This window comes from Nocardia sp. NPDC058114, assembly GCF_042884695.1.
In the GTDB taxonomy this organism is placed as follows: Bacteria; Actinomycetota; Actinomycetes; order Mycobacteriales; family Mycobacteriaceae; genus Nocardia.
The window spans coordinates 1-22,641 of the sequence record NZ_JBHVTK010000003.1 but is presented as its reverse complement, the minus strand read 5'-3'; the positions used below and the strand labels follow the sequence as shown (position 1 = coordinate 22,641).

At 69.6% G+C, this 22,641-nt stretch carries 16 protein-coding genes; 8 read left to right on the top strand and 8 right to left on the bottom strand.

The annotated features are described in order from the left end of the window. Positions 1–186: 186 nt before the first annotated feature. The 5 genes from ACFVVI_RS12565 to ACFVVI_RS12545 form a co-directional block, all read right to left on the bottom strand. A complete protein-coding gene (locus ACFVVI_RS12565; protein WP_378633530.1) occupies positions 187–588 on the bottom strand; it encodes a heat shock protein transcriptional repressor HspR in 402 nt (133 codons plus the stop codon). 2 nt (positions 589–590) lie between these two features. After that, a complete protein-coding gene (dnaJ, locus tag ACFVVI_RS12560; protein WP_378995836.1) occupies positions 591–1,784 on the bottom strand; it encodes a molecular chaperone DnaJ in 1,194 nt (397 codons plus the stop codon). Between the two features lie 24 nt (positions 1,785–1,808). Then, entirely contained in the window at positions 1,809–2,381 is a 573-nt protein-coding gene (gene grpE / locus ACFVVI_RS12555; RefSeq protein ID WP_387445406.1) for a nucleotide exchange factor GrpE, read from the bottom strand. Further along, positions 2,378–4,243, bottom strand: a complete 1,866-nt coding sequence (gene dnaK, locus ACFVVI_RS12550; RefSeq protein WP_378995832.1) for a molecular chaperone DnaK — start codon at positions 4,241–4,243, stop codon at positions 2,378–2,380. The genes grpE and dnaK overlap by 4 nt, the downstream gene beginning before the upstream one ends. 257 nt (positions 4,244–4,500) lie before the next feature. After that, positions 4,501–4,965 (bottom strand): MarR family winged helix-turn-helix transcriptional regulator, encoded by a 465-nt coding sequence (locus ACFVVI_RS12545; protein ID WP_378995830.1) that lies wholly within the window; start codon positions 4,963–4,965, stop codon positions 4,501–4,503. Positions 4,966–5,069: 104 nt separating this feature from the next. Here ACFVVI_RS12545 and ACFVVI_RS12540 point away from each other — a divergent pair, with 104 nt between their 5' ends. The 3 genes from ACFVVI_RS12540 (at position 5,070) to ACFVVI_RS12530 (ending at position 7,433) form a co-directional block, all read left to right on the top strand. Beyond that, the gene (locus ACFVVI_RS12540) at positions 5,070–6,758 is read left to right on the top strand and encodes an MFS transporter (protein WP_387445404.1); all 1,689 of its coding nucleotides are present in this window, start codon (positions 5,070–5,072) and stop codon (positions 6,756–6,758) included. Between the two features lie 20 nt (positions 6,759–6,778). Continuing rightward, a complete protein-coding gene (locus ACFVVI_RS12535; protein WP_387445403.1) occupies positions 6,779–7,081 on the top strand; it encodes a hypothetical protein in 303 nt (100 codons plus the stop codon). Between the two features lie 76 nt (positions 7,082–7,157). Next, on the top strand, positions 7,158–7,433 hold the full coding sequence (locus tag ACFVVI_RS12530) for a hypothetical protein (RefSeq protein ID WP_378995824.1): 276 nt from the start codon (positions 7,158–7,160) through the stop codon (positions 7,431–7,433). Between the two features lie 4 nt (positions 7,434–7,437). On the opposite strand, the gene ACFVVI_RS12525 is transcribed toward ACFVVI_RS12530, so the two are convergent. From ACFVVI_RS12525 to ACFVVI_RS12515, 3 genes are read right to left on the bottom strand one after another with little or no spacing between them, the layout of a single operon-like run. Beyond that, positions 7,438–9,006, bottom strand: coding sequence for a dynamin family protein (locus ACFVVI_RS12525; RefSeq protein WP_387445401.1), 1,569 nt, complete (start codon positions 9,004–9,006; stop codon positions 7,438–7,440). After that, positions 9,003–10,841, bottom strand: coding sequence for a dynamin family protein (locus ACFVVI_RS12520; RefSeq protein ID WP_387445399.1), 1,839 nt, complete (start codon positions 10,839–10,841; stop codon positions 9,003–9,005). Before ACFVVI_RS12520 ends, ACFVVI_RS12525 begins: the two co-directional genes overlap by 4 nt. A 17-nt stretch (positions 10,842–10,858) precedes the next feature. Beyond that, positions 10,859–13,327, bottom strand: a complete 2,469-nt coding sequence (locus tag ACFVVI_RS12515; RefSeq protein WP_387445397.1) for an IniB N-terminal domain-containing protein — start codon at positions 13,325–13,327, stop codon at positions 10,859–10,861. 292 nt (positions 13,328–13,619) lie between these two features. Here ACFVVI_RS12515 and ACFVVI_RS12510 point away from each other — a divergent pair, with 292 nt between their 5' ends. The 5 genes from ACFVVI_RS12510 (at position 13,620) to ACFVVI_RS12490 (ending at position 21,952) form a co-directional block, all read left to right on the top strand. Then, complete coding sequence (locus tag ACFVVI_RS12510; protein ID WP_387445395.1) at positions 13,620–15,416, top strand: Hsp70 family protein; 1,797 nt, start codon at positions 13,620–13,622, stop codon at positions 15,414–15,416. After that, on the top strand, positions 15,409–17,919 hold the full coding sequence (locus ACFVVI_RS12505) for a LuxR C-terminal-related transcriptional regulator (protein ID WP_387445393.1): 2,511 nt from the start codon (positions 15,409–15,411) through the stop codon (positions 17,917–17,919). Before ACFVVI_RS12510 ends, ACFVVI_RS12505 begins: the two co-directional genes overlap by 8 nt. Positions 17,920–17,963: 44 nt before the next feature. Continuing rightward, complete coding sequence (locus tag ACFVVI_RS12500) at positions 17,964–19,058, top strand: hypothetical protein (protein ID WP_387445392.1); 1,095 nt, start codon at positions 17,964–17,966, stop codon at positions 19,056–19,058. A 118-nt stretch (positions 19,059–19,176) separates the two neighbouring features. Then, entirely contained in the window at positions 19,177–20,538 is a 1,362-nt protein-coding gene (locus tag ACFVVI_RS12495) for a S1 family peptidase (RefSeq protein ID WP_378995809.1), read from the top strand. Positions 20,539–20,629: 91 nt separating this feature from the next. Beyond that, positions 20,630–21,952, top strand: coding sequence for a S1 family peptidase (locus ACFVVI_RS12490; RefSeq protein ID WP_378995807.1), 1,323 nt, complete (start codon positions 20,630–20,632; stop codon positions 21,950–21,952). Positions 21,953–22,641: the final 689 nt, after the last annotated feature.

The window sequence follows — 22,641 nt, the reverse complement described above, 5'->3', positions numbered from 1 at the left end:
GTCCACGGTGATAAATCCCCACCTCAGCGCACCGCGACGCGACTTCCGATCAGCAAGATCACGAATAAGTGAGTTGCTGGAGAGTCACCAGCCGGTCGCCGGGGGTTGACCGGAGACGAACGAGCCCCCGGCTCGCATCCACCACAGCGGATGGGCGAACCGGAGGCTCGTCGAATCGAAGACGACTCAGCGCCGATGCCGTGGCTGCCACACCACGAGCGCGGTACTGCGCGCGGGCGGCGACAGATCGGGCCGGTAGCCCGCCCGCAACCGCTCCATCTCCGCGCTCATCTCCTCGACGCGCTGCTGCAACGCCTCCACCTGATTGGTGAGCTCGATGATGCGCTTGATGCCGGCGAGATTGACGCCCTCGTCCTGCGACAGGCGCTGCACCTCGCGCAGCACCTCGACGTCGCGGGCGGAATAACGGCGTCCGCCACCCGAGGTCCGTTGCGGGGTGACCAAACCCAGCCGATCGTAGGTACGCAACGTCTGCGCGTGCATCCCCGCCAGCTGAGCCGCCACCGAGATCATGAAGAACTCGGCACGCGCGGTAGCACCCGAAACGGACTTCGGATCATCGGACATCATCAAGCACCCGCCCATCCTGCACGCGGTTCGAAGCCACTGGCCTTCTCCGCCTCCTGATAGCGCTTGAGCGCATCGGTGGCGTCGGAGTCGAGCGATTGCGGCACCGCGACCTTCACCGTGACCAGCAGGTCACCGGCGCCGCCCGCCGCGCCGCGCTTGGGCACGCCACGACCGCGAACTCGCAGGATACGCCCGTCGGCGGTGCCCGGGGGCACCTTCACGCCGACCCGGCCGTCGAGCGTCGGTACGGAAACTGTTGTCCCCAGTACCAATTCGCTGTAGCTCACCGGGAGCACCAGGGTGAGGTCATCGCCCTGGCGGCCGAAGACCTTGTCCTGGCTGACGTGCACGGTGACATACAGATCGCCCGAAGGCGCACCGCGCAGACCCGCCTCGCCCTGACCGGCCAGCCGGATCTTCTGACCGTCACTGACGCCCGGAGGAATCCGGACGGTGATGGTGCGGGTGCGGTTCTGGATACCGGTGCCCGAGCAGTCGGTGCACGGGTCGTCGATGATCGACCCGGTGCCGCGGCAGTCGTCGCAGGGCTCGCTGAAACCGAACGCGCCCTGATTCCGGCTGACCACGCCCGCACCGTTGCAGTGCGGGCACACGCGCGGGCTGGTGCCCGGCTTGGCACCGCTGCCGTGACAGGTGGTGCACGGCGAGGGACTCGTCATCCGCAGCGGAACGGTGACACCCTGGGCCGCCTCACGGAAACCCAGGGTCGTCTCGGTCTCCACGTCGGAGCCGCGGCGCGGACGAGCCGCCGCCCGGCCACCGCCGCCACCCCGGTTGAACAGCCCGCCCAGCAGATCGCCGAGCCCGCCGTCGCCCGCGGCGCCGGTACCACCGGCCTGACCGAAGATGTCACCGATGTTGAAGTCCTGCGAGAAGCCGCCGCCGGCACCGGGATTGAACCCGCCGCCGTAGGCTCGTCCGCCACCGCCGCCGCCCGCGAACATGCGGCGCGTCTCGTCGTACTCCTTGCGCTTGGCAGGATCCGACAGCACCGCATTGGCTTCGCTCACGGACTTGAACCGCTCCTCGGCCTTGGTGTCACCCGGGTTGGAGTCCGGGTGCAGGTCGCGGGCGAGCTTGCGGTAGGCCTTCTTGATCTCGTCCTGCGAGGCGCCGGAGGAGACACCCAGCTCCTTGTAGAAGTCCTTTTCGATCCACTCCCGTTGGCTCACCGGGCATCTCCTCCTTTCGCGTTCTTATTGACTGTCGCCGGCATCCGGATCCGATGCCCCCGCGGCCTCGGCATCGGTTACCCCGACCAGCGCGTGCCGAAGCACCCGGTCGCCGAACCGATAGCCCTTGCGCATGACGATGCCGATCACCGGGTCGGCGCCCGAACCCTCGTGCTGCACTGCCTCGTGCAGCGTGGGGTCGAACGGGTCACCGGCGGAACCGAATTCGACCAGACCCTGCTTGGTGAGCGCGGTCTCGAGCTTGTCGGCGACGGACTTCAGCGGACCGGAATCGAGGTCGCCGTGCGCCCTCGCCCGATCCAGATCGTCCAGCACCGCGAGCAATTCGGTGACCACCGACGCCTTGGCGGCATCGATGTTGGCCTGCCGGTCACGCTCGACCCGGCGGCGGTAGTTCGCGTATTCCGCGGTCAACCGCTGCAGGTCGGCCGTGCGCTCGGCCAGCTCGTCGTGCTCCGGTTCGACGACTTCGGCGTCGAGGGCGGAGTCCGCCGTGGCGGCCTCCGCGTTCTCGTCCGCAGTGTCGTCCAGGATTTCCTCGACCAACTCCTGCTCCGAGGAGTTCGCCTCGGTCACTTCTTGTCCGTGTCGACCGGCTCGTCCACGACCTCCGCGTCGACGACCTGATCGTCATCGGCCTGGCTGGGGCCCGCGCCGTTGCCGGACTGCGCGTCGGCGGCGGCACTGGCCTCGTAGATCGCCTGGCCCAGGGCCTGCGACTCGGTGGCCAGCTTCTCCACGGCCGACTTCACCGCGGAGATGTCGGTGCCCTCGAGAGCCTGCTTGGCCTCGGCGACCGCGTTCTCCACCTTCGCCAGCTGATCGGCGGAGACCTGTGCGCCACCCTCGCTCAGCTTCTGCTCGTTGATGAACTTCTCGGTCTGGTGCACCAGCGACTCGGCCTGGTTGCGGGTCTCGGCCTCTTCACGGCGCGCCTTGTCGTCGGCGGCATGCGCCTCGGCATCGGCGACCATGCGGTCGATCTCTTCCTTGGACAGACCGGAGCCGTCCTGGATCTTGATCTTGTTTTCCTTGCCGGTGCCCTTGTCCTTCGCGGTGACGTGCACGATGCCGTTGGCGTCGATGTCGAAGGTGACCTCGATCTGCGGCACGCCGCGCGGGGCCGGGGGCAGGCCGGTGAGCTCGAAGGAGCCCAGCAGCTTGTTGTGCGAGGCGATCTCGCGCTCACCCTGGAACACCTGGATCTGCACCGAAGGCTGGTTGTCGTCAGCGGTGGTGAAGGTTTCCGAGCGCTTGGTGGGGATGGTGGTGTTGCGCTCGATGAGCTTGGTCATCACGCCACCCTTGGTCTCGATACCCAGCGACAGCGGGGTGACATCGAGCAGCAGAACGTCCTTGACCTCGCCCTTGAGCACGCCGGCCTGCAGTGCGGCGCCGACGGCGACGACCTCGTCCGGGTTCACGCCCTTGTTCGGCTCACGGCCGCCGGTCAGTTCCTTGACCAGCTCGGAGACGGCGGGCATGCGGGTGGAGCCACCGACGAGCACGACGTGGTCGATGTCGGCCACGTTCAGGCCCGAGTCCTTGATCACGGACTGGAACGGCGCGCGGGTGCGATCCAGCAGATCAGAGGTGATCTTCTGGAACTCCGAGCGGGTGAGCTGCTCGTCGAGGAACAGCGGGTTCTTGTCCGCGTCGACGGTGATGTAGGGCAGGTTGATCGAGGTGGACTGGCCCGAGGACAGTTCGATCTTGGCCTTCTCGGCGGCCTCGCGCAGACGCTGCATGGCCATCTTGTCCTTGGTCAGGTCGATGCCCGAGGACGCCTTGAACTTGTCGACCAGCCAGGACACGACGCGCTCGTCCCAGTCGTCGCCACCGAGGTGGTTGTCACCGGAGGTCGCGCGGACCTCGACGACGCCCTCGCCGATTTCCAGCAGCGAGACGTCGAAGGTGCCGCCACCGAGGTCGAAGACCAGGATGGTCTGCTCTTTGTCGCCCTTGTCCAGGCCGTACGCGAGCGCGGCCGCGGTGGGCTCGTTGACGATGCGCAGCACGTTGAGACCGGCGATCTGGCCGGCTTCCTTGGTGGCCTGACGCTGGGCGTCTTCGAAGTAGGCCGGGACGGTGATCACGGCGTCGGTGATCTCCTCGCCCAGGTAGGCCTCGGCGTCGCGCTTCAGCTTCATCAGCGTGCGCGCGGAGATCTCCTGCGGCGTGTACTTCTTGTCGTCGATCTCGACGTTCCAGTCGGTGCCGATGTGGCGCTTGACCGAGCGGATGGTGCGGTCGACGTTGGTGACCGCCTGGTTCTTCGCGGGCTGACCGACGAGAACCTCGCCGTTCTTCGCGAAGGCGACGATCGAGGGGGTGGTGCGCGAGCCTTCCGAGTTCGCGACGACGACCGGCTCGCCGCCTTCGAGCACGGCGACGACGGAGTTCGTGGTCCCGAGGTCGATTCCGACCGCACGAGCCATAGTGGTTTCCTCCTGTTTGACGTTCGGTTATTGCAACGCTGAGCGCAGTGGGCTCAATCCTGCCTTCGAGATCCACCGTGAGTCAACCCGAAGTTGAGTCAGGTCCGCTCATGTTGTTGATCAGCACAACCAGTAGCTGCGGCGATTCATTCCCGCCACCCGAAAAAATTTCCCGGCCCCCGAGCCATTCTTGCCACGAGTGCGCTCAACTGCAGCCCCCGATGCGCGATCGTGACGGTCCGGAGACCATCGGCGGGCTATCGGGTGAGGCCGGGATGGATGCCGGGACGAAGGCCGTTGCCCTCGGCGGTTCGGCGCAGGAGATCGAGGAAGAGCGCGCGGTCCTCGGGAGACAGGGGCGACAGGAGTTCGGCGTCCAGCTCGGCTACCCGCTGCTCGGCTCGGGCCAGGAGGGCATGGGCGGCGGGCAGGAGGTGGAGTGCGTATGCGCGCCGATCACTGGGGTGACGGCGACGTTCCACGAGGTTGCGTTTCTCCAGGTCGTCCACCAGGCCGACCATGACATTGCGGTGGATCTCCAGCGCCTCGCCGAGTTCCTGCTGCGTGCGGCCGTCGTGGGCGCTCAGGAGTTTCAGCATGCCGAAGTGGCGGGGCTTGATGCCCAGCGGCGCCAGTAGATCGCTGAAGCGGTAGGCGGTATGGAAGCCCAGTTGGCCGAGGAGGAATCCGGCGTGGGTCGACAGCTGCGTCGGGTCGGTCACACCCCTACGATACGCCGATTAACGCACCATTCATGATTGCCCTATTGATTGATAATCACTCGAGGTGCATAGTTTGAAGGTCCCCTACTCGAAGAGAGACTCTCGTGACTACCTCCCCCACTCCCCCCGCCCCGGATCCGCGGCGCTGGATCGCGTTCGCGGTGGTGCTGGCCGCCGGCTTCATGGATCTACTCGACGTGACCATCGTCAATGTGGCCGTGCCGAGCATCCGGAACGACCTGCACGCCGAGTACTCGCAGCTCGAATGGATCATCGCGGCTTACGTTCTCGCCTTCGCCGCCGTGCTGATCACCGGCGGCCGACTCGGCGACATCTACGGTCGCAAACGCGTGTTCCTCACCGGCATGGCCGGTTTCACGATCGCCTCGGTGGCGTGCGGGCTGGCCACCGATCCCACCGTGCTCATCGGCTCCCGCTTCGCGCAGGGTGCGATGGGAGCGTTGATGGTGCCCCAGATCCTGGCCATCATCCAGACGACATTCCCGAAGGAGGAGCGAGCCAAAGCGATTGCCCTCTACAGCGGTGTCGGCGGGTCGGCCTCCGCGGTCGGTCTCGCGCTCGGCGGCGTGCTGGTGCAGGCCGACCTGTTCGGGCTGGCTTGGCGGCCGATCTTCTTGGTGAACATTCCGGTCGGCATCGCGGGGTTCATCGCGGCATGGTTCGTGATGAGCGATTCGAAGTCGGCCAGACCGCCCCGGCTCGACCCGGTCGGCATGGCGCTGTCGGTATCCGCGGTACTGCTGCTGGTCTACCCGTTGACCGAAGGACGTCGACTCGACTGGCCCGCATGGACTTTCGTGATGATGGGTGCGGCTCTCACGGTGTTCGCCGGGTTCCTGTTCTACGAGCGCGGCCTTGCGCGGAAGGGGCGTTCGCCGCTGGTCGACCTCGGACTGTTCCGGTCGCGGCCGTTCGCGATCGGGCTGGGGACCTGGCTGCTCTTCTGGATCGCCATGGGTGGATTCTTCCTGGTGTGGACGTTGTTCATGCAGGGTGGACTCGGGTGGTCGCCGCTGCGGGCCGGGCTCACCTCGGCGCTGTTCGCGGTGGGTGCCGGGGTGGGAGCGGGGCTTTCGGTCGGCGTGCTGGCCGCCAGGTACGGACGGCGGGTGTTGATGGCCGGGGCGCTGGTGAATGCGACGGGGTTCGCGCTCTACGGCGCGATGGGTGTGCGATACGGGAGCGAGTTCACTTCCTGGCAGATGGCGCTGCCGTTGGTGATCACCGGTGCGGGGTTCGGGATGGTGGTGGCGCCCACGCTGGACCTGCTGCTCGGTCAAGTGCCGGTACGGGAGGCGGGGTCGGCTTCCGGACTGCTGAACACGGGACAGCAGTTGGGAACCGCGCTGGGCGTCGCGTTGGTCGGCGTGCTGTTCTTCACCGCGCTGGACCGGGATTCCGATCTCGGGGTGGCCGCAGTGACGCCCGAGATCCGGGCCGAGCTGGCCCTCGAAGGAATGCCGGTACAGCTCCAGGATCAGATCGTGGCCGGGTTCGCGGCATGCGTGCACGACCGGTCGGCGGAAGAGGACCCGGCCGTGACACCCCCTAGTTGTCAGTCGAATCCTGTTGGCGACGCGGCGGTTTCGCGCGTACTCGCGGAAGCGGGCACCGAGGCCAACGCGGTGAACTTCGCTCAGACATTCCGGTACACGCTGTTCTACGGCGCCGGGATGCTGCTGCTGGTGTGTCTCGGATTCTTCGCACTGCCGAAGGAGGCAAAGCTGGAACAGCGCGTGCTCGATGATGAGCCGGAAATCGTCACAGTATGAAACATGAAGGGTGGAAGCACATGTACACAGTTGATCTGCTGACCGTCGGGCGCGGGCGCGAAGTTGTCGATGCCGCGCTCGGCTATGTGGGCGGGCTCGGATATCGCGTCCTCGGGTCGACCACCGACGACGAGGCGCTCGCGATCCTCGAGCGTGAACAGGTTCGCCTGCTGGTGATCGGAGGTGGGGTGGAAGCCGAGTCCCGGAAGGAATTGACGGCTGCGGCTCAGGAGCACGGCGCCACCGTGATCCAGGCGCAGCGCGCCGGGCGCGGGATCGAGCAGTACCTCGCGGAGGAGGTAGTGCCGGCACTGGGTGAGTGATCAGCGCTCGTTGCCCCGATTATTCGGGGCAACGATAGGGCTGCGAACAGTCTTGCCGGACACTAGTTTCGGAAGCATGCGTGCATCGATGGGCAAGGTTCAGTGGAAGCGGGCGTTCGGCGGGGTGGCCGTGATCGCCGCCCTGACCGGCGGGGGGATGGTCGCCTCCGCCGGGAGCGCCGTGGCCGACAGCGGCGTCGCCGTGGCCGATGACGGGTGCACGTTCTCGTCGGTCGGGGGATCGTGCAGTGACCCGGGGCCGGTGGGGAACGCGTTGATCGCGATTCGGGAGTTCGCGAAGAGCCTGGGGTACGGGACCGGAAGCTCCTCGGGAACCGCCTACTTCCTCTGACCGGCTAGGTGGTCCGCGACTGAGGGAGCTCGGCCAGAATTCCCTCGGCGCTGCGGGCCGCGGCGCGGCAGGCAGTGGCGGTCGATCGGTCGGCCAGCGGGTGGGCCGCTCGGGCACGCCAGGTGCGGACGGCGGAGAACGCCGTGGCACGCAACGAATTCGGGTCGGCCTCCGCAGGCAGCCCGAGGCGTAGATGCGCCGCCACGCCGGCGCCGCCCAGCATGCGGTACAGGTCGGCGAGTACCGGTGGCGGCAACGGCAATTCGTCGGTGCGCAGGCGCCCGAGCAGCCGGAGTTCGGTGAAACCGTGCACATCGGCGAGCCGAGCACGCACGCGCGGCCGCAGGCGATCGGCTTCGGTACCGGGGTAGGCGGCCAGGATCCGGTCCAGCGTGCTCAGCGCCGAATGCGCCTTCAATTCCTCAGCGCGCTGGCCGAATTGGACCTCCAAGACCGAGCGCAGTTCCTCGATGCCGCTGCGAGCCGCCAATTCCGCCGCCAGCGCGGAAGAATCGCGGGCGCCGAGCCGAATCAGCATGGTGGCCATGCGAATTCCGAACAGACCGAAGCGATCGACCAGCTGCGCACGCAGTTCCGGATCGACCGGCAGCGCGACATCGGCGCGAGCAAATCGGTCCGCCGAGAGCAACGCGATCCCGAGATCCTCCGCGGGCACCGTGGACAGCGCCTCGAACGCCGCGAACTCCGGCTGTCGCAGGGTCGCCGCGGCGAACGCGAGCAGCCCGGCCACCGGAATCACCGCCTGGCACAAGCCGGTTCGCTCCAGCTCGTCGGCGAACCGGGCGGCGACATCGCGAGCCGAATGCAGCGCGTCGATACGACCGGAGCCGATCTCGTCGGCGCGCGACACCACCCCGATCACACCGAGTGGCCCCGCACCACCGGCGCCCGCACCGATCTGCTCGAGAAAACGCACGTCGGCGGCATCGAGACGGCGCAACAGATAGACAACGGCATCGGCACCGGACACCGACAGCGGCGCGGCCCGCGAATCATCCTCGACATCGGCGGGAGTGAGCAGTCGCGCGGTGCGCAGCGACACCTCACGCGACAGCGACGACGTGCCAGGGGTGTCGATGATCGTGGTCTGCGACAACGCGGCCGACGGCCACCCGACCTCGAGATGGTCCACCGCCCGGGGACCGCGCGCATCCCAGCTCAGACCGTTCAGGTCGAAGGTCAGTCCGTGCGCGCCGCTGCCGCGCCGCACGATCACATTCGCGCGCGAGCCGTCGACCGCGTGCGCGGTGACCGTGGGGGTAGCGGCGTCGCGGTACCAGGTGACGACGCGGGTGCACTCGGTGGCGTCGGTCGGGGCGACGGCCTGGCCTACCAGCGCGTTCAGCAACGTCGACTTGCCCGCCTTGATCGAACCGGCCAGCGCGACCCGCAGCGGCTCACGCAAGCGGTATTCGCAGTCGGCCAGCAGCGCGCGCACGTACTCGTCGCGGCCGAACGCCCGCGCCGCCGCGCCGATCAGCTCGTGCGCTTCGGCCAGGATCCTCGGTGTGGTCCGGTCGCCGGGCGCGGCGGTGTCGAAACGGTGGGTCACCCAGATACCGTACCGTCGGCCCGTCTCAGTTCGATCTGCATCGATTCCGCGTAGCGGCGCAACTCGGCCACCGCGTGCAGTTGGCGTTCCAGCACGACGGTGCGCTCGGCGCGGTGTGTGGCGGCCATCGCCGCCGCCTCCTGTGCGGCCCGCAGGGAAGCGTCGATCGACCGCAGGCTGCGCTCGGCCACCCCGGCGAAGTGGTCGCGCAGCGCACGGTGGATGCGGTGCAGCCGGTCCTTGGTGTCCTTGGCTGCCTGGAACGCCACGTCGTCGAGGAACCGGCGCACCTCACCGTTGGCCTCGACGCGGCGGCGCGCCAGCCGGGCCGACTTGTCGTCGCGATAGGCCTTGCCGCCCACGATCAGGCCCGCGCCGAGCGAGATCGGGTTCAGCATGGCCAGGCCTGCGAAGGTCGTGGCGAGCCCGATCATCAGCACGCCGCCGTAGGAGCCGCGCATACCGACCAGCACCTTGCTCGTGAAGCCGATATCCGGCTCGAGATCGGCCAGGGAACCCGAAGTGGCCAGGCCGCTCTCGTCGTCCATCCCGGAGTGCACCTCCGGCAGATCGACCGCGCCGACCTCGGCGAAATGGCCCGCGATCCGTTCGGCGAGCAGCTCGGCTCGGCGGTGGGTCAGCAGAAGGTTGTCGCCGAGGGCGGTATCGACGGAGCCGGTCAGCCATTCCGTGATCGCGCCCCAATGCCTGCCCGGGTCGTTCTCGTCGATCCACTCCTGGCCCGTGCGGGCGATACCGCGCAGACGATCGCGCAGGTCGTGATCGACGTCGCCCACGAGGTCGGTGATGCCGTCGGTGAGGGTCTGCTGCCAGCTCGCGGTGCGCCGCTGCAACTCCTCGGCGGCCGCACGCGCCGACTGCAACTCGTTGACCGCTGCCGCGCCACCGGCCGGATCGCGCAGCGCCACCAGCTCGCTGCCCAGCGCCAGCGCCAGATGCTCTGCCGCCGAATGTAATTCACGAGCCACGGCCTGCCGCGTGACCGCCTGATCACGGGCGACGACCCGATCGCGCAGGAAACCGAACAGCACGCCGAAACCGGACTCCAGGCCCAGCTGCGCGTCCTGCAAGCGCAGGGCGTGCGCACGCAGCAGCGCCGATACCGGGATCAGGGCGACATCGGTTTCCGCGCGCGTCAGATGGGCTCGGTCGGCCTCCAGCACCTGCCGCCAGTGCGGGTAGAGGTCGGTCTTGGTGAGCAGAACGGCGACCACGGGACACATTTCGCGGATCTGCCGGACGAAGGTGAGTTCGGGTTCGGTGAGCTCGGTGGAGGCATCCGAGAGCACAAGCACGGCGTCGGCGGCCGCAGCCAGGCTGAGCACGCCCGCGGTGCCGGCACTTCCGTGGCCGCCGACGCCAGGGGTGTCGATCAGGACGATGCCGTCGGCCAGCAGCTGACTGGGCAGCTCGGCTTCGATCCGCACAACCTGTCTGCCCTGCGCCAGTGGCGTGCGGGTATCGACGGTTCCGATCTCGTCGAACGGGATCTCGACCCGCGATTCGTCGGTACCCGGCGCGGTGAGCACCAGGTACGCCCGCTGCTGCGCGCCGTAGGACAGTTGCAGGGGCAACACGGTGGTCGCGTCGTCGCCGACCCGGCACACATCCAACCCGAGCAGTGCGTTCACGAACCTGCTCTTGCCCTGACCGAGCTGACCGGTGACGACGATCCGGTGCCGCGGGTCGCGCACCCGCACGGCCACCTTCTCCAGACGCCCGACCAGGTCGTCACGGCCCGCGGCGTGGGCCGCCGCGACGGTGTCGGACAACACCGTCGTCAGCGGCACCACGTTCGGTGCGAGAACAGTCATCCCTTCGCCCGTTTCGCTCAGTGGAACAGTCCGTCGGTGTGCACGTCGGCACCGGTGTCGGTGACGGTGCTCGATTCACCGAACAGCGAGGTCTCGGCACCACCGAGGCTGGAACCGTGCAGGCCCGAACCGAACGCGCTCGATACGTCGACGCCGGACCAGGTGTCGGCCGCGGTGGTGACCGCGCCATGAGTGGTGCCGGAAGCGTCGATCTGGGTGGTCGAGGTCGACGTGGTCTGGCCGGAGACCGCGGCGGTGCCGCCCTGTGCCGCGCCGTCGACGGCGGAGGTGAAGCCGCCGGTCACCTGGGTGCCGCCGGTGATCGCGCCCGACAGTCCCGCATCGCCGAGTCCGCCGAGGCCGGTCTCGAGGCCGGTTCCCGTTTCGGCGCCACCGATCGCGGAACCTGTCAGGCCGGTCTCCACGGCACCGGTCAACCCGGTCTGGGCACCGCCGACGGCGGAACCCGCGAGGCCGGCGCCTGCGTCGGCCACACCGTCCAGGCCCGCGTGGGCGCCACCGGCCAGATCGACTGCGCCGTTCACTCCTGCCTGCGCACCCGAGGCGAGCGAACCGGTCACGTCGGTGCCGACAGTCGTCGCGGTCTCGAGGCCACCGTGCAGACCGGTGGTCAGCCCGATGCCCGACGTGGTGGACAGTGCTGATTCCACTCCGGTCGTGATCTGTCCGGAGCCGCCGCCGGTGAGCAGTTCGTCGACCCCGAACCCTGCCCCACCCGTGAAGCCACCGGTCAGATCCGTACCCGCCGACACTGCGCCGCCCAACCCGGTTTCGAGACCGGTGCCCAGGTCCGCGCCCGCGCCGACCACGCCGTCGAGACCAGTGATCGCCGACGTGGTGGCGGCCGCGCCCAGCCCGCCGGCGGCCTGCGCACCCACGTTGGCTGCGGCGCCGAGCCCACCGGCAGCCTGCGTGCCCGCGTTGGCTGCGGCACCGAGACCACCGCCGACGCCGGCACCGAGTCCTCCCGCGGCGGTGGTCGCACCGCTCAGACCGGCATCGAGACCACCGCCGAGACCAGCGCCGACATCGACCGCACCATCCAAGTCGGTGGCGATATCGCCACCCGCGGCCAACGCCCCGCCGAGACCAGAGCCCGCACCGACCGCACTCGACAACGCGCCACCGAGACCGGCACCGGCCGCCCCGGTCAGCTCGCCACCGAGACCGACTCCGGTACCCACCGCGCCGTCGAGATCAGCGGCGAGATCCGCGCCTGCGCCTGCCGCACCCGTGAGCGCCTCACCGAGACCAGCGCCCGCGCCGACCGAGCCGGCCAGGCTGCCGCCAAGACCCGCGGCAAGGTCGGTCCCCGCGCCGACCGAGCCGGCCAGGCTGCCCCCGAGACCCGCGGCAAGATCCGTCCCCGCGCCCACCGCACCCGACAGGGCACCGTCGAGACCGGCACCGATTCCACCGTTCAGCGTGGTGTCGAGACCCGCACCAAGATCCGCGCCGGAACCAACCGCGCCGTTCACAGCACCACCCAGACCAGCAGCCAAGTCACCACCAACACCAGCCGCGCCCGTGAGCGCCCCACCGAGACCAGCACCCGCGCCGACCGAGCCGGCCAGGCTGCCGCCAAGACCCGCGGCGAGGTCGGTCCCCGCGCCGACCGCACCCGACAGGGCACCATCGAGACCGGCACCGATTCCACCGGACAACGTGGTGTCGAGACCCGCACCGAGATCCACACCGGCACCAACCGCGCCGTTCAGCGCACCACCGAGACCAGCAGCAAGGTCACCACCAACACCCACCGCACCGTTCAGCGCACCGCCGAGACCAGCAGCAAGATCACCACCAACACCCACCGCACCGTTCACAGCACCACCCAGACCAGCAGCCAAGTCACCACCAACACCGGCCGCACCGTTCAGCGCACCACCCAGACCAGCGGCAAGATCACCACCAACACCTACCGCACCGTTCAGCGCTCCGCCGAGGTTCGCGCCGAGGTCGAGGGCGCTGTCGATCGCGCCGTTCAGGCCGAGGCCCGCGCCGAGGGCGCCGGTCACACCGGCGGCCAGGTCGGCGCCGAGGCCGGCGTTCACATCGACGTTCGCGCCGGTGACGGCGTCGAGTGCCACATCGAGGCCGGCGCCTACCTGGGCGGCGGCGCCGGCGACGACCGAGGCCACAGCACCGAGGCCGGCGTCGAGACCGAGGTCGAGTTCGGCATCGGCCGCCGCGGCCGCGGTGACGGCGGCCGCAGCGGTGGCTGTGCCTGCCAGGGCCGCGCTCGTGCTCGCCGCGGCGCCGGCGGCGACGATCGCCTGCAACTGGGAGCCGCCGCTGACCAGCGCGGATTCCGCCACCATCGGGGCGACGGCGGAAATGTCCTCCGGGGTCACCACGAGGCCTGCCTCAGCCAGCGCGAGGCACGGGTTGGCGCAGTAGCCTGCCGCGGCCTCGGGGTCGCGCAGCAGATTGAGGATGAACTCCAGAATCGCGTTCGGTGTCATCGAGATCAGCTCCTCCAGATCATGGGCGGTGACGCCCGATCTGTTTGTCGTTGGAATGTCTTTCACGCTAGGCGGGCCCGTCGTTACAGGTAACGGGGCGAATACCTAGTCCCGCCGGGCGTACCCCATTAGGGGCCGACCACCGATTAGGGGAATTTCCCCGTACTTGCCCCATCGCAGGTAACAGCTGTCCCCTAGCAACCGACAGATCGAGTGGGACGCTGCCATCGGCGATCTCGCTGTACACAAGCGTTTACCGGCCCACCGGAAGTCCTGCGAACGGGGTTGTCCAATGACAGAGCGTCTGGCGCTCGGCATCACTGTCGGAGCGGCGAATTCGGCCGCCGCGGCCACGACAGCCGACGGGACCGGTGCCACCGTTCGCACCCATCGCAGCGCACTGATGCTCGGCGCCGACGGATCGGTGAGCTTCGCCGACACCACGCGCCACCATCGCGGGGTTGTCGTCGACGACTACGTGTCCAGGGTCGGCGATCCGGTGGATCTGCTGGCCGAGGACGGTTCCACCCACGACGCAGCCGATTTGGTCGCCGCCGCGACCCGTGCGCTGATCGCCGAACTCTCCGGTGTCGCCACCGAGGTGCCCACCACCGTCGCGTGCTACCCGGCATGGTGGCCGGAGCACACCGTCGAGGCCGCCAGGTCCGCGCTGGCCCGCGCCGGCCTGCCCGAAGTGACGCTGGTGCCCGAGCCGCTGGCCGCGGTGCGCCGATACGAGATCGAGCACGGACAGCTCGAAGACGGCGCGCTGGTCGTGTACGACCTCGGCGCGAGCGGTTCGACCGTATCGGTCCTGCGCACCGGCGAGCAGGCCGGACTGCTCGGCACCCCGGTGCACAGCACCGCGATCGCCGGTTCCGAATTCGATCTACTGACCATGCGCTATGTGCTGGCAAATGTTCTGAACGGAAACGACATAGATCCATTCGATCCCGTTGTCGAAGAAGAATTGTCGGCATTGCGAGAGCGTTGCAGAATTGCGAAAGAAGAACTCTCCAGAATTACCGCGACGGCGATTCCGGTCGGCATGCTCAACCCCGCGATCCACACCGAACAGGTCCGGCTGACCCGGGGCGAACTCGAAGATCTGCTGCGCCCGATCCTGCTCGACTCGATGAGCCTGCTCCAGGACGCGGTGCGCCGCGCCGAACTCACCCTCGGTGATGTCGGCCGGGTGCTGCTCACCGGTGGCGGTGGCGCGATTCCCCTGGTCGCCGAGCTGATCTCGACCGAATTCGGCCTGCCGGTGATCGCCTGCGCCGACCCCGCGACCTGCACGGCACGCGGCGCGGCCGAGATCGCCCTCGACGTCGCCGCGATCAGCGTGCCCACCGAGGCCATCCCCGTCGTGCCGGTAGCACCGGCATCGGCTGCTGCGGCACCGGTTGCCGAGGGACTCGCACTGCCACCGTCCGAGCCGGTACGGACCAAGATGTTCACGGCCAAACGCTCGGCGATCGTCGCGGCGGCGGCCTTGACCATGGCCGCGCTCGCCACCGGCACCCTCGCCCTCGGTGGCGCCACCCAGCTCTCACCCACCGGACCCGCCGAGACCACCGTGGCCCCATCGGTCCCCGGCGCCCCCGCGGCGACCGGCGCGGGCGGTGCGGCCGGCACGGCGAATGCCACGAACTCCGTGGTCACCGACCCGGCCAAGCCGGGTGCGGTCGGCACACCAGCGACATCGGGCGCGATCCCGGTCGGTACGACCGACGCCGGGGTTCCTGGCGGCACGCCCGCGGCGGGAACTCCGGCACCCGCCGGAACACCCACCGGTGGAGCACCCGCCGACGGAACACCGGCGACAGCGGGCCAGCCAGGCCCCACCGAGCAGCAACCGGCCCAGGCGCCGCCCGCAGGGCAGTCCCCCGCGCCCGCCCCGGCTCCGGCGCCTGCCCCCGCACCAGCACCCGCCCCGGCGCCCGCTCCCGCACCGACCCGGCCGCAGGTCCCCACCATCAAGGTCGACCCCGGCGGCCTGCTCGACGACGTGGGCGGCGCGGTCGGCGAAACCCTCGAATCGGGTACGCAACTGCCCGGCAAGGTCCTCGGAGGAAATGGTGGCTGAGATCGCCCACGACACCTTCCCGAATGCCCGAACCATTTTCCGCGATCTCGACAACGCCGACCAGCAGACGGTGCTGCTCTTGATCCGCGGCCGAGCCGGGACCGGAAAGACTTTCCTGCTCGACGCCGTTCGCGCACGCCTGCGTCGCCGCGGCATACCGGTGGTCGAATCCGCCGCCGACGATGTCGAGAACGGGGTTCCCGACCGGGCAGTGCTCGTCGCCGACAATATCCACAGCTACAGCGACGCCGAGCTTCGCGCACTCTGCGAGGCCATCGAAACCGGGCAACGCTCGGTGGTGCTGACCACCCAGCCTCGGCCACACGATCCCCAGCTGCGCGCGCTGGCCGACGCGGTGGCGCGCAACGGCCGCACGGTGGATCTGCGAGCACTGGGAAGTGCCCACATCACCTCGTTCGCCAGGGAACTCGGCGTGGCCGTGTCCCAGCCGCTCGCGGCGCGTATCCATCAGCTCACGGCGGGCATTCCCGGCGGTGTCGTCGCGGCGTTGAAGGGCGCCCACGCCGCGTCGCTGGAAACCTGTGAGGCAGCGGTCGACGATGCCGTCACCGTCTGGACGCGAACGCTGCTGGAAGCGGTCGAACCCGAGTTGCTCGAAACGCTGGTCATCGCGGCGACCGGAACCGGACTGGACGCGACAGAACTCACCGAGGTGCTCGGTGTCGACACCGCCACCGCCCACGACCTGATCGACCGGGCCAGGTCGGGCGCCCTGGTCACCGATGCCGACCTGCTCCTCGCGCCCGCCGTCGGTCCGCTGCGGACGTTGCTCGGCGATCGTCGCTATGTCGATGTGCAGCGCAGGCTGCTCACCGCGCGCCTCGACGCGGGTCTGCTCCGCGACCGCACCGCACTGATCCTGGCCGAGTCCGGCGTCGTCGATGCCCGGCTCGCCGAGTTCCTCTGTCGCACAGCCGAGAAATCCGACGAGGCGACCCGCTGCTACGCGGCGGCGGCCGCGGCAGGCGCGGCAATGGAGTCGATCGCGCTGCGCTGGGCCGAGGCCGCCGCGCACGCGGGTGACACCGACACCGCGCTACGCCTGGCCGAACCGCTGCTGACCGCCGAGAACGTCGCACGCGCCGACCTCGTCGCCGCGGTGCGCATCTGCGCGAGCGTGCTCATCCGCCGAGGACTGGTGAGCCGTGCGGCCGGCCTGTACAACTGGCTCGGACCCGACCGAATCGGCGCCGACTGGGCGCCTGCGGCGATGGTCCTCACCCTGGCCGGTGAACAGGCCGGCGCCGCGCGCATGTCCGAAGCAGCACAGCACTGGCCGCCGACCGAGGCCGACGCGGGCGCTCGGCTGATCGCGGGCGCGCTCGACGAATCGCTCGACCCGCACGGAACCGGAACGGCCGCGGCGATTTCCGCCCTGATCCAGGCGGGCAACACCGACACCGGCGACGATCGCTATCTGCCCTGCTCGGCGGTCTCGATCGCCACGCTGCTCTGCCTCGGCAGCGGCGAGCCCCGTCGCGCCGGTGACGCGCTGCGCCGGGCGGCGGGCATGGGTGGTGGCCGGCAACTTCCGGTGCTGACGGCGTGGACCGCACTGCTCGGCGGCGACGAACGCCGTGCCGCGAGCACTCTCGCCGAGATCGACATCCCCGCCCTCGCGCCCCGCGATCAACTCCTCGCCCACGCCCTGACCGTGGGACTGGCCCGGCGCGGCGGCGATCACGCCGCCCTGGCTCGCGCGTGGCACGCGGCCTGCCCACTGTTCGACGAGCTGGAAGCCGACCTGTTGAGCCTGTTGCCGATCGGCGAACTGTGGCTGGCCGGTATCCGCCTCGGCGACGCGCGCCGGATCGAACCGCTCGTCGATGCCGCCAGGGTGCTGGTCCGCAAAGTGGGCCGCGCACCCGCCTGGACCAATTCCTTTCACTGGTACGGCGTGCAGGCCGCGCTGGCCGACGAGTCGCCCCGAGCGCTGCTGCCCCACGCCCACGCGCTGAAGACGGCGGCGGAAGCGGGTGACCGGCAGGCCACCGTGCTGGCCGACGCCGGGCGCACCTGGGTGCTCGTGCTGCGGGGGCAGGTGGCGGCGGCCGATGTGGAGGCCGCGGTCTCGGCACTGGCCGAGCTCGGGCTCACCTGGGACGCCGCCCGCCTGGCCAGCGAGGCAGCCCTCGCGGCGAGCGACTCGACCACCGCCACCGCCTTGCTCAAGCTCGCGCGTTCGGTGCGCGCGCAAGCCCAGCCGGTCGAGCCACTGCGACCGACCGCACAACCGCAGCCGCCCGCAGCCGGTCCCACGCCCCTGACCGGCGAGTCCGGCGCTCTGAGCGACCGGGAACGCGAGGTGGCCGAGCTGGTTCTGCTCGGTCTGACCTATCGCGAGATCGGCGCGAGGCTGTACATTTCCGCGAAGACCGTAGAGCATCACGTCGCGCGGATCCGACGTCGACTAGGCGCGCGCTCACGATCGGAATTACTGTCAATGCTGCGCGCGATGGGACACGGCCGATTGCTGGTGTGACTCGCGCGGACGATGTCGACGCCGAAGTGAGGGGTGTTCCGCCGATGGCCACTGGGGTCGGCCTGCGTATCGCCGATGACGAATGCATCGCCGCGGTGGTCACCGAGGACGGCACGGTTCAGGTGATCGAGCGTGCTTCGGTTCTGCACATGTCCGACGACGGTGACGCCGCCCTCGGCGGACCAGCTCCCACCGGGCATGCCCACTCGATCGCCGGTTTCGTGCGCGCGATCGGGGATCCGGCCGGTGTCGATGTCGACGGCGGCGAGGCCTACCGTGCCGAAGACCTCCTCGCGACGGCGATGTTCTGCCTGATCGATCTCACCACCGAGCACCTCAGCGGCCCGGCCGAGTTCTACGCCACCCACCCCGCGGCCTGGTCGACCGAGGTCGTGCGCGGCGTACGCGAGGCTTTGGACTATCTGGGCTTGAAGTCGGTGGCCCTGCTCGGCGAGGACGAGCTGCCCCAGCCCGCGAACGGCGCCGATCCCGGTAAGACCTTCGCCAACGCCGCCGCCCAGGCGGCGCTGGTCGCGGTGCTGGCCACCCCGGCCGGCGCGACCCCGCCCGACCCGATCGTCACCGAGAACGCCACGATCGCCACCGATGTGATGCCCGCGCTGCCGCCGCCCGCGGTGACCGCGCAGGCATACTCGGCGGCGCTGCCGGTCTCACCGCTGCCGACGAAGGCGATGGCGCCGATCGCGCCCGCCCCGATCGCGGAGCCCGCGGTGGTGCCCGCCCGCGAACCCGCGCGCAACAAGACCCCGCTGCTGATCGCCGCCGCCGCGCTCATCGGCCTGCTGCTCGGCGGGGTCGCGGTCTCGGTCCTGATCCGCGATTCCGAAACCGTCGCACCGCCGACGATTTCCGATGCCAGCCCGGAAACGCTGTCGCCCACCTCGGCGCCCGCGCCGCCTCCGCCGCCGGTCGTCGAGTCGACCACGCCCCCGCCGGTCACCACGACCGACGAACCGGAGCCGACGACCACCGAGGCGCCGCCGACGACCACCCCGGAGCCGACCACCACCCCGCCGACGACCACACCGGGCCCCACCACCACCAAGCCCCGGTCGCCCTTCGGGACCTACCCGCCGGGCTATCTCCCCGCGCCCCTGACCATCCCGGGGCAGCGCTGAATCCAGCAGCCGGACGGTAACCGCGCCAGCTGGGCGAGCGTGCCCTAGAGTGATGCGCTGACCGACATGATCGCCGCCGGCGGTGTTCTCGGTCACTGGTTGTCGACGAAGGGATTTCATGCGCAAGTTGGTGGCGCGTCGCGCCGCGGTCAAGGCAGCCTCCGCCGGGTTCGCCGCGACTGTTCTTCTCGCACCCCTGCTCGGATCCGGCATCGCGTCATCGGAACCTGCTGCGCCACTACAACTTTCGGCCGATGCGTTACCCGGTGAATTGGTGACCGCACTGTCGCGTGACCTCGGGATGACCCCCACCGAGTACCTCGATCGTGCCGCGCGCGCCCAGCAGTTGCGCGACTACGCGACCGACTTCCGTGCCGCGAACCCCGACACCTTCGCCGGCGCCTGGCTCACGCCCGAAGGCAAGGCCGTCGTCGCCACCACCGATGCCGAGGCGGGCAAGCTCGTCACCGCCGCCGGCTACCAGACCCACCTCGCGCCGATCTCGGCCGGCGGGCTGGAAGGCGCGCTGGTGCAACTGAGTCAGTGGGTCGCCAGCCTGCCGCCCGCGATCTCCGCGCCGATCAGCTCGATCGCGATCGACGTGCTCAACAGTCAGCTCGTGCTCAACGTGGCCAACACCGGCACCGGCCACATGCTCAACCTGCCCACCCTGATCGCCACCATCAAGGTGGTGCTCTCGCCCGGCGGCGGCGGCCCGGTGGAGTACAAGCCGATGGGCGGCGACACCTACATCACCGCGAAGAAGGACCTGCACGACGCCGACCTGCGCGGCGTGGACGTCTGCTCGTTCGGGTTCAACAGCACCGACGCCGCGGGCAACGCGCTCAATATCTCCGCGGGCCACTGCAACCCGAACGTCGACAACGGCGGCACGGCCTCGGTCTACGTCCCGAACGTGCGCGACATCCCCAACAGTCCCGAAGTCGGCACCTTCGCCCGCGCGGTACTCGGCGGCCCCGCCTCGCTGGACTACTCGGTGATCAAGCTCAACGAGCGCGCGGTGAACGCGGGCATGGACCAGCCTCGCGTGCGCGGCGCCGAGGGCACCACCCTGACGATCACCGGCACCGCCGAACCCGTCACCGGCGCACCGGTCTGCAAGACCGGCCAGTCCTCCACCTTCACCTGTGGGTTCGTCTCGGCCGATCACGTGGAGACCCAGCTGTTCACCGAGGCGGGCGTCAGCAAGACGATCCGCGGCTTCGCCAGCACCGCCTGCACCCTCGGCGGCGACAGCGGCGGCGCCATCGTGTCCGGCACGCTCGCCCTCGGCATCACCAGCGGCTCGAACGCCTCCGGTGCGCCCAACTGCACCGAGGCCAACACCCAGCTCGCCCCCTACGGCGGCACCGCGTCGCTCGGCGTCCCGATCCGGCCCATCCTGGCCGACATCGAGGCCACATCGGGCGGCGGCCTCGGCACCGGAATCATGGTGCGCACCAAGCCCAACGCGGGCTGAGCGGGGACAAATCACCGACCGGACCGGGTGAGCGAAATCTCTTGCCCGGTCCGAGTAGGCATAAGTCGCTCGAGCCCATATAGTTCCGATCATGCTCCTGCCACGTATGGGTCGTACCCCGTCCGCGCGAAGCTCGAGAAGAGCTCGGAAATCGATAATCGCCGCTTCGGCGGCGTTTCTGCTGTTCGGCCCCACGATGGCGGTTGCCGACGCGCAGCCCGCGCGCGCAGATCTGCCCGCCCAGCTCATCGAGGCGGTCACCCGGGATCTGAAGATCTCCCCCGACGAATACCTGCGCCGCGCCGATGTCGCGCAGCAGGTCGCCGCGTTCTCCACCACCGCGCAGCGTCAGTTCCCGCAGGTCTTCGCCGGTTCCTGGCTGAGCGACCAGGGCAACGCCGTCATCGCGCTGTCGCACGGCCCCGGCGCCGACCAGGCCCGGGAAGCCGCGCAGTCGGCCGGTTTCGAGGTCCGCAACGTCGCCAAGAGCGAGTCCACCCTGCGCGGCGAGAAGACCGCCTTCGAGAACTGGCTCGCCGCCGCACCGCCGGAGATCTCCGCGCTGGTGCGTGGCGTCGTCGTCGACACCGTGAACAACTCGATCGCGGTCCGCGTGCAGCAGGCCGGGCTCCCGCTGCCCAGCTTCATCGACCCCTCCCGCGTCATCGTCACCGCACCGCCGGTGGCGGGCGAGCGCGTCGACCTGACCGCCACCCCCGTCGCCGGTGACGGCAACGGTGCGCTGGCAGGCGGCGACGGCTACGCCTCGGTGATCGGCCGCAGCTCGCTGCGCTGCTCGCTCGGCTTCAACGGCACCGACCGCTCGGGCAACGTCATCAACATCTCGGCGGGCCACTGCAACCCCGACATCGAGTCGGCGGGCACCGGCAACGCCGCCGCCGTGTACGAGGTCAACGGTGACCGCGCGGGCGCTCAGCTCGGCACCTTCCAGAAGTCGGTGCTCGGCGAGCAGGACTACTCGATCATTCGCGTCAACGACAACGCGCGCGCCCGCTTCGAGAACAACCTGGTCCGCATCCCCGGCCAGGCCCCCATCGCCGTCGACGGCGTGGCCACCCCCGTGGTCGGCGCCCCCGTCTGCAAGTCCGGTGCCCGCACCGGCTTCAGCTGCGGCGTGATCAACGGTGTCGACCAGACCGTCCAGGTCGGCGACCGCCAGCTCACCCAGAGCTTCTCGGCCAACATCTGCGCCCTCCCCGGCGACTCCGGCGGCGCCATCGTCACCGGCCGCCTGGCCCTCGGCATCTCCAGCGCCTCCTCGGTCGCGGATTTCCCGATCTGCGAGATCCCGAACATCATCGGTGCCATCACCGGCGACACCCCCCAGCTGTTCGCCCAGCCCCTGACCGTCGTCCTCTCGGACAACCCCGGTCTGTCGGTCCGCACCAACTGATCACCACCATGTAGGCACAGAGCAGCCCCGAAAAGGCCGGTAGCACTCCCGCTACCGGCCTTTTCGGCTGCCTGGGCCGGCCTCCCCGAGTCTTCAGCGCGTCGTCCGGTAGCTCGACCGTCAGCCCTCGGCCTTACGTCATGTGCGTATCGGCTGGGAGGTGGCTGCGGAGTTACCCATGTCCGCACGTGATCAGCGGGTCACCCCCGCCACCTCCGCACAGCCCCCCAACCAGACGCCTACCGCACTACAAACACCCACACCCGCCTCGGACCTCTGAACCGCTACCGCCCCCAGCCACGCCCTCCACCCAGAGACCGCCGCACCACCGCCCTACCAGCCACGCCCTCCACCCAGAGACCGCCGCACCACCGCCCTACCAGCCACGCCCTCCACCCAGAGACCGCCGCACCACCGCCCTACCAGCCACGCCCTCCACCCAGAGACCGCCGCACCACCGCCCTACCAGCCACGCCCTCCACCCAGAGACCGCCGCACCACCGCCCTACCAGCCACGCCCTCCACCCAGAGACCGCCGCACCACCGCCCTACCAGCCACGCCCTCCACCCAGAGACCGCCGCACCACCGCCCTACCAGCCACGCCCTCCACCCAGAGACCGCCGCACCACCGCCCTACCAGCCACGCCCTCCACCCAGAGACCGCCGCACCACCGCCCTACCAGCCACG

Excerpts from the sequence above, each read along its gene's own strand:
- ACFVVI_RS12565 (WP_378633530.1), bottom strand. The coding sequence starts at position 588 with ATGTCCGATGATCCGAAGTCCGTTTCGGGTGCTACCGCGCGTGCCGAG.
- dnaK (WP_378995832.1), bottom strand. The coding sequence starts at position 4,243 with ATGGCTCGTGCGGTCGGAATCGACCTCGGGACCACGAACTCCGTCGTC.
- ACFVVI_RS12535 (WP_387445403.1), top strand. The coding sequence starts at position 6,779 with ATGTACACAGTTGATCTGCTGACCGTCGGGCGCGGGCGCGAAGTTGTC.
- ACFVVI_RS12530 (WP_378995824.1), top strand. The coding sequence starts at position 7,158 with ATGCGTGCATCGATGGGCAAGGTTCAGTGGAAGCGGGCGTTCGGCGGG.
- ACFVVI_RS12520 (WP_387445399.1), bottom strand. The coding sequence starts at position 10,841 with ATGACTGTTCTCGCACCGAACGTGGTGCCGCTGACGACGGTGTTGTCC.
- ACFVVI_RS12515 (WP_387445397.1), bottom strand. The coding sequence starts at position 13,327 with ATGACACCGAACGCGATTCTGGAGTTCATCCTCAATCTGCTGCGCGAC.
- ACFVVI_RS12510 (WP_387445395.1), top strand. The coding sequence starts at position 13,620 with ATGACAGAGCGTCTGGCGCTCGGCATCACTGTCGGAGCGGCGAATTCG.
- ACFVVI_RS12500 (WP_387445392.1), top strand. The coding sequence starts at position 17,964 with ATGGCCACTGGGGTCGGCCTGCGTATCGCCGATGACGAATGCATCGCC.
- ACFVVI_RS12495 (WP_378995809.1), top strand. The coding sequence starts at position 19,177 with ATGCGCAAGTTGGTGGCGCGTCGCGCCGCGGTCAAGGCAGCCTCCGCC.
- ACFVVI_RS12490 (WP_378995807.1), top strand. The coding sequence starts at position 20,630 with ATGCTCCTGCCACGTATGGGTCGTACCCCGTCCGCGCGAAGCTCGAGA.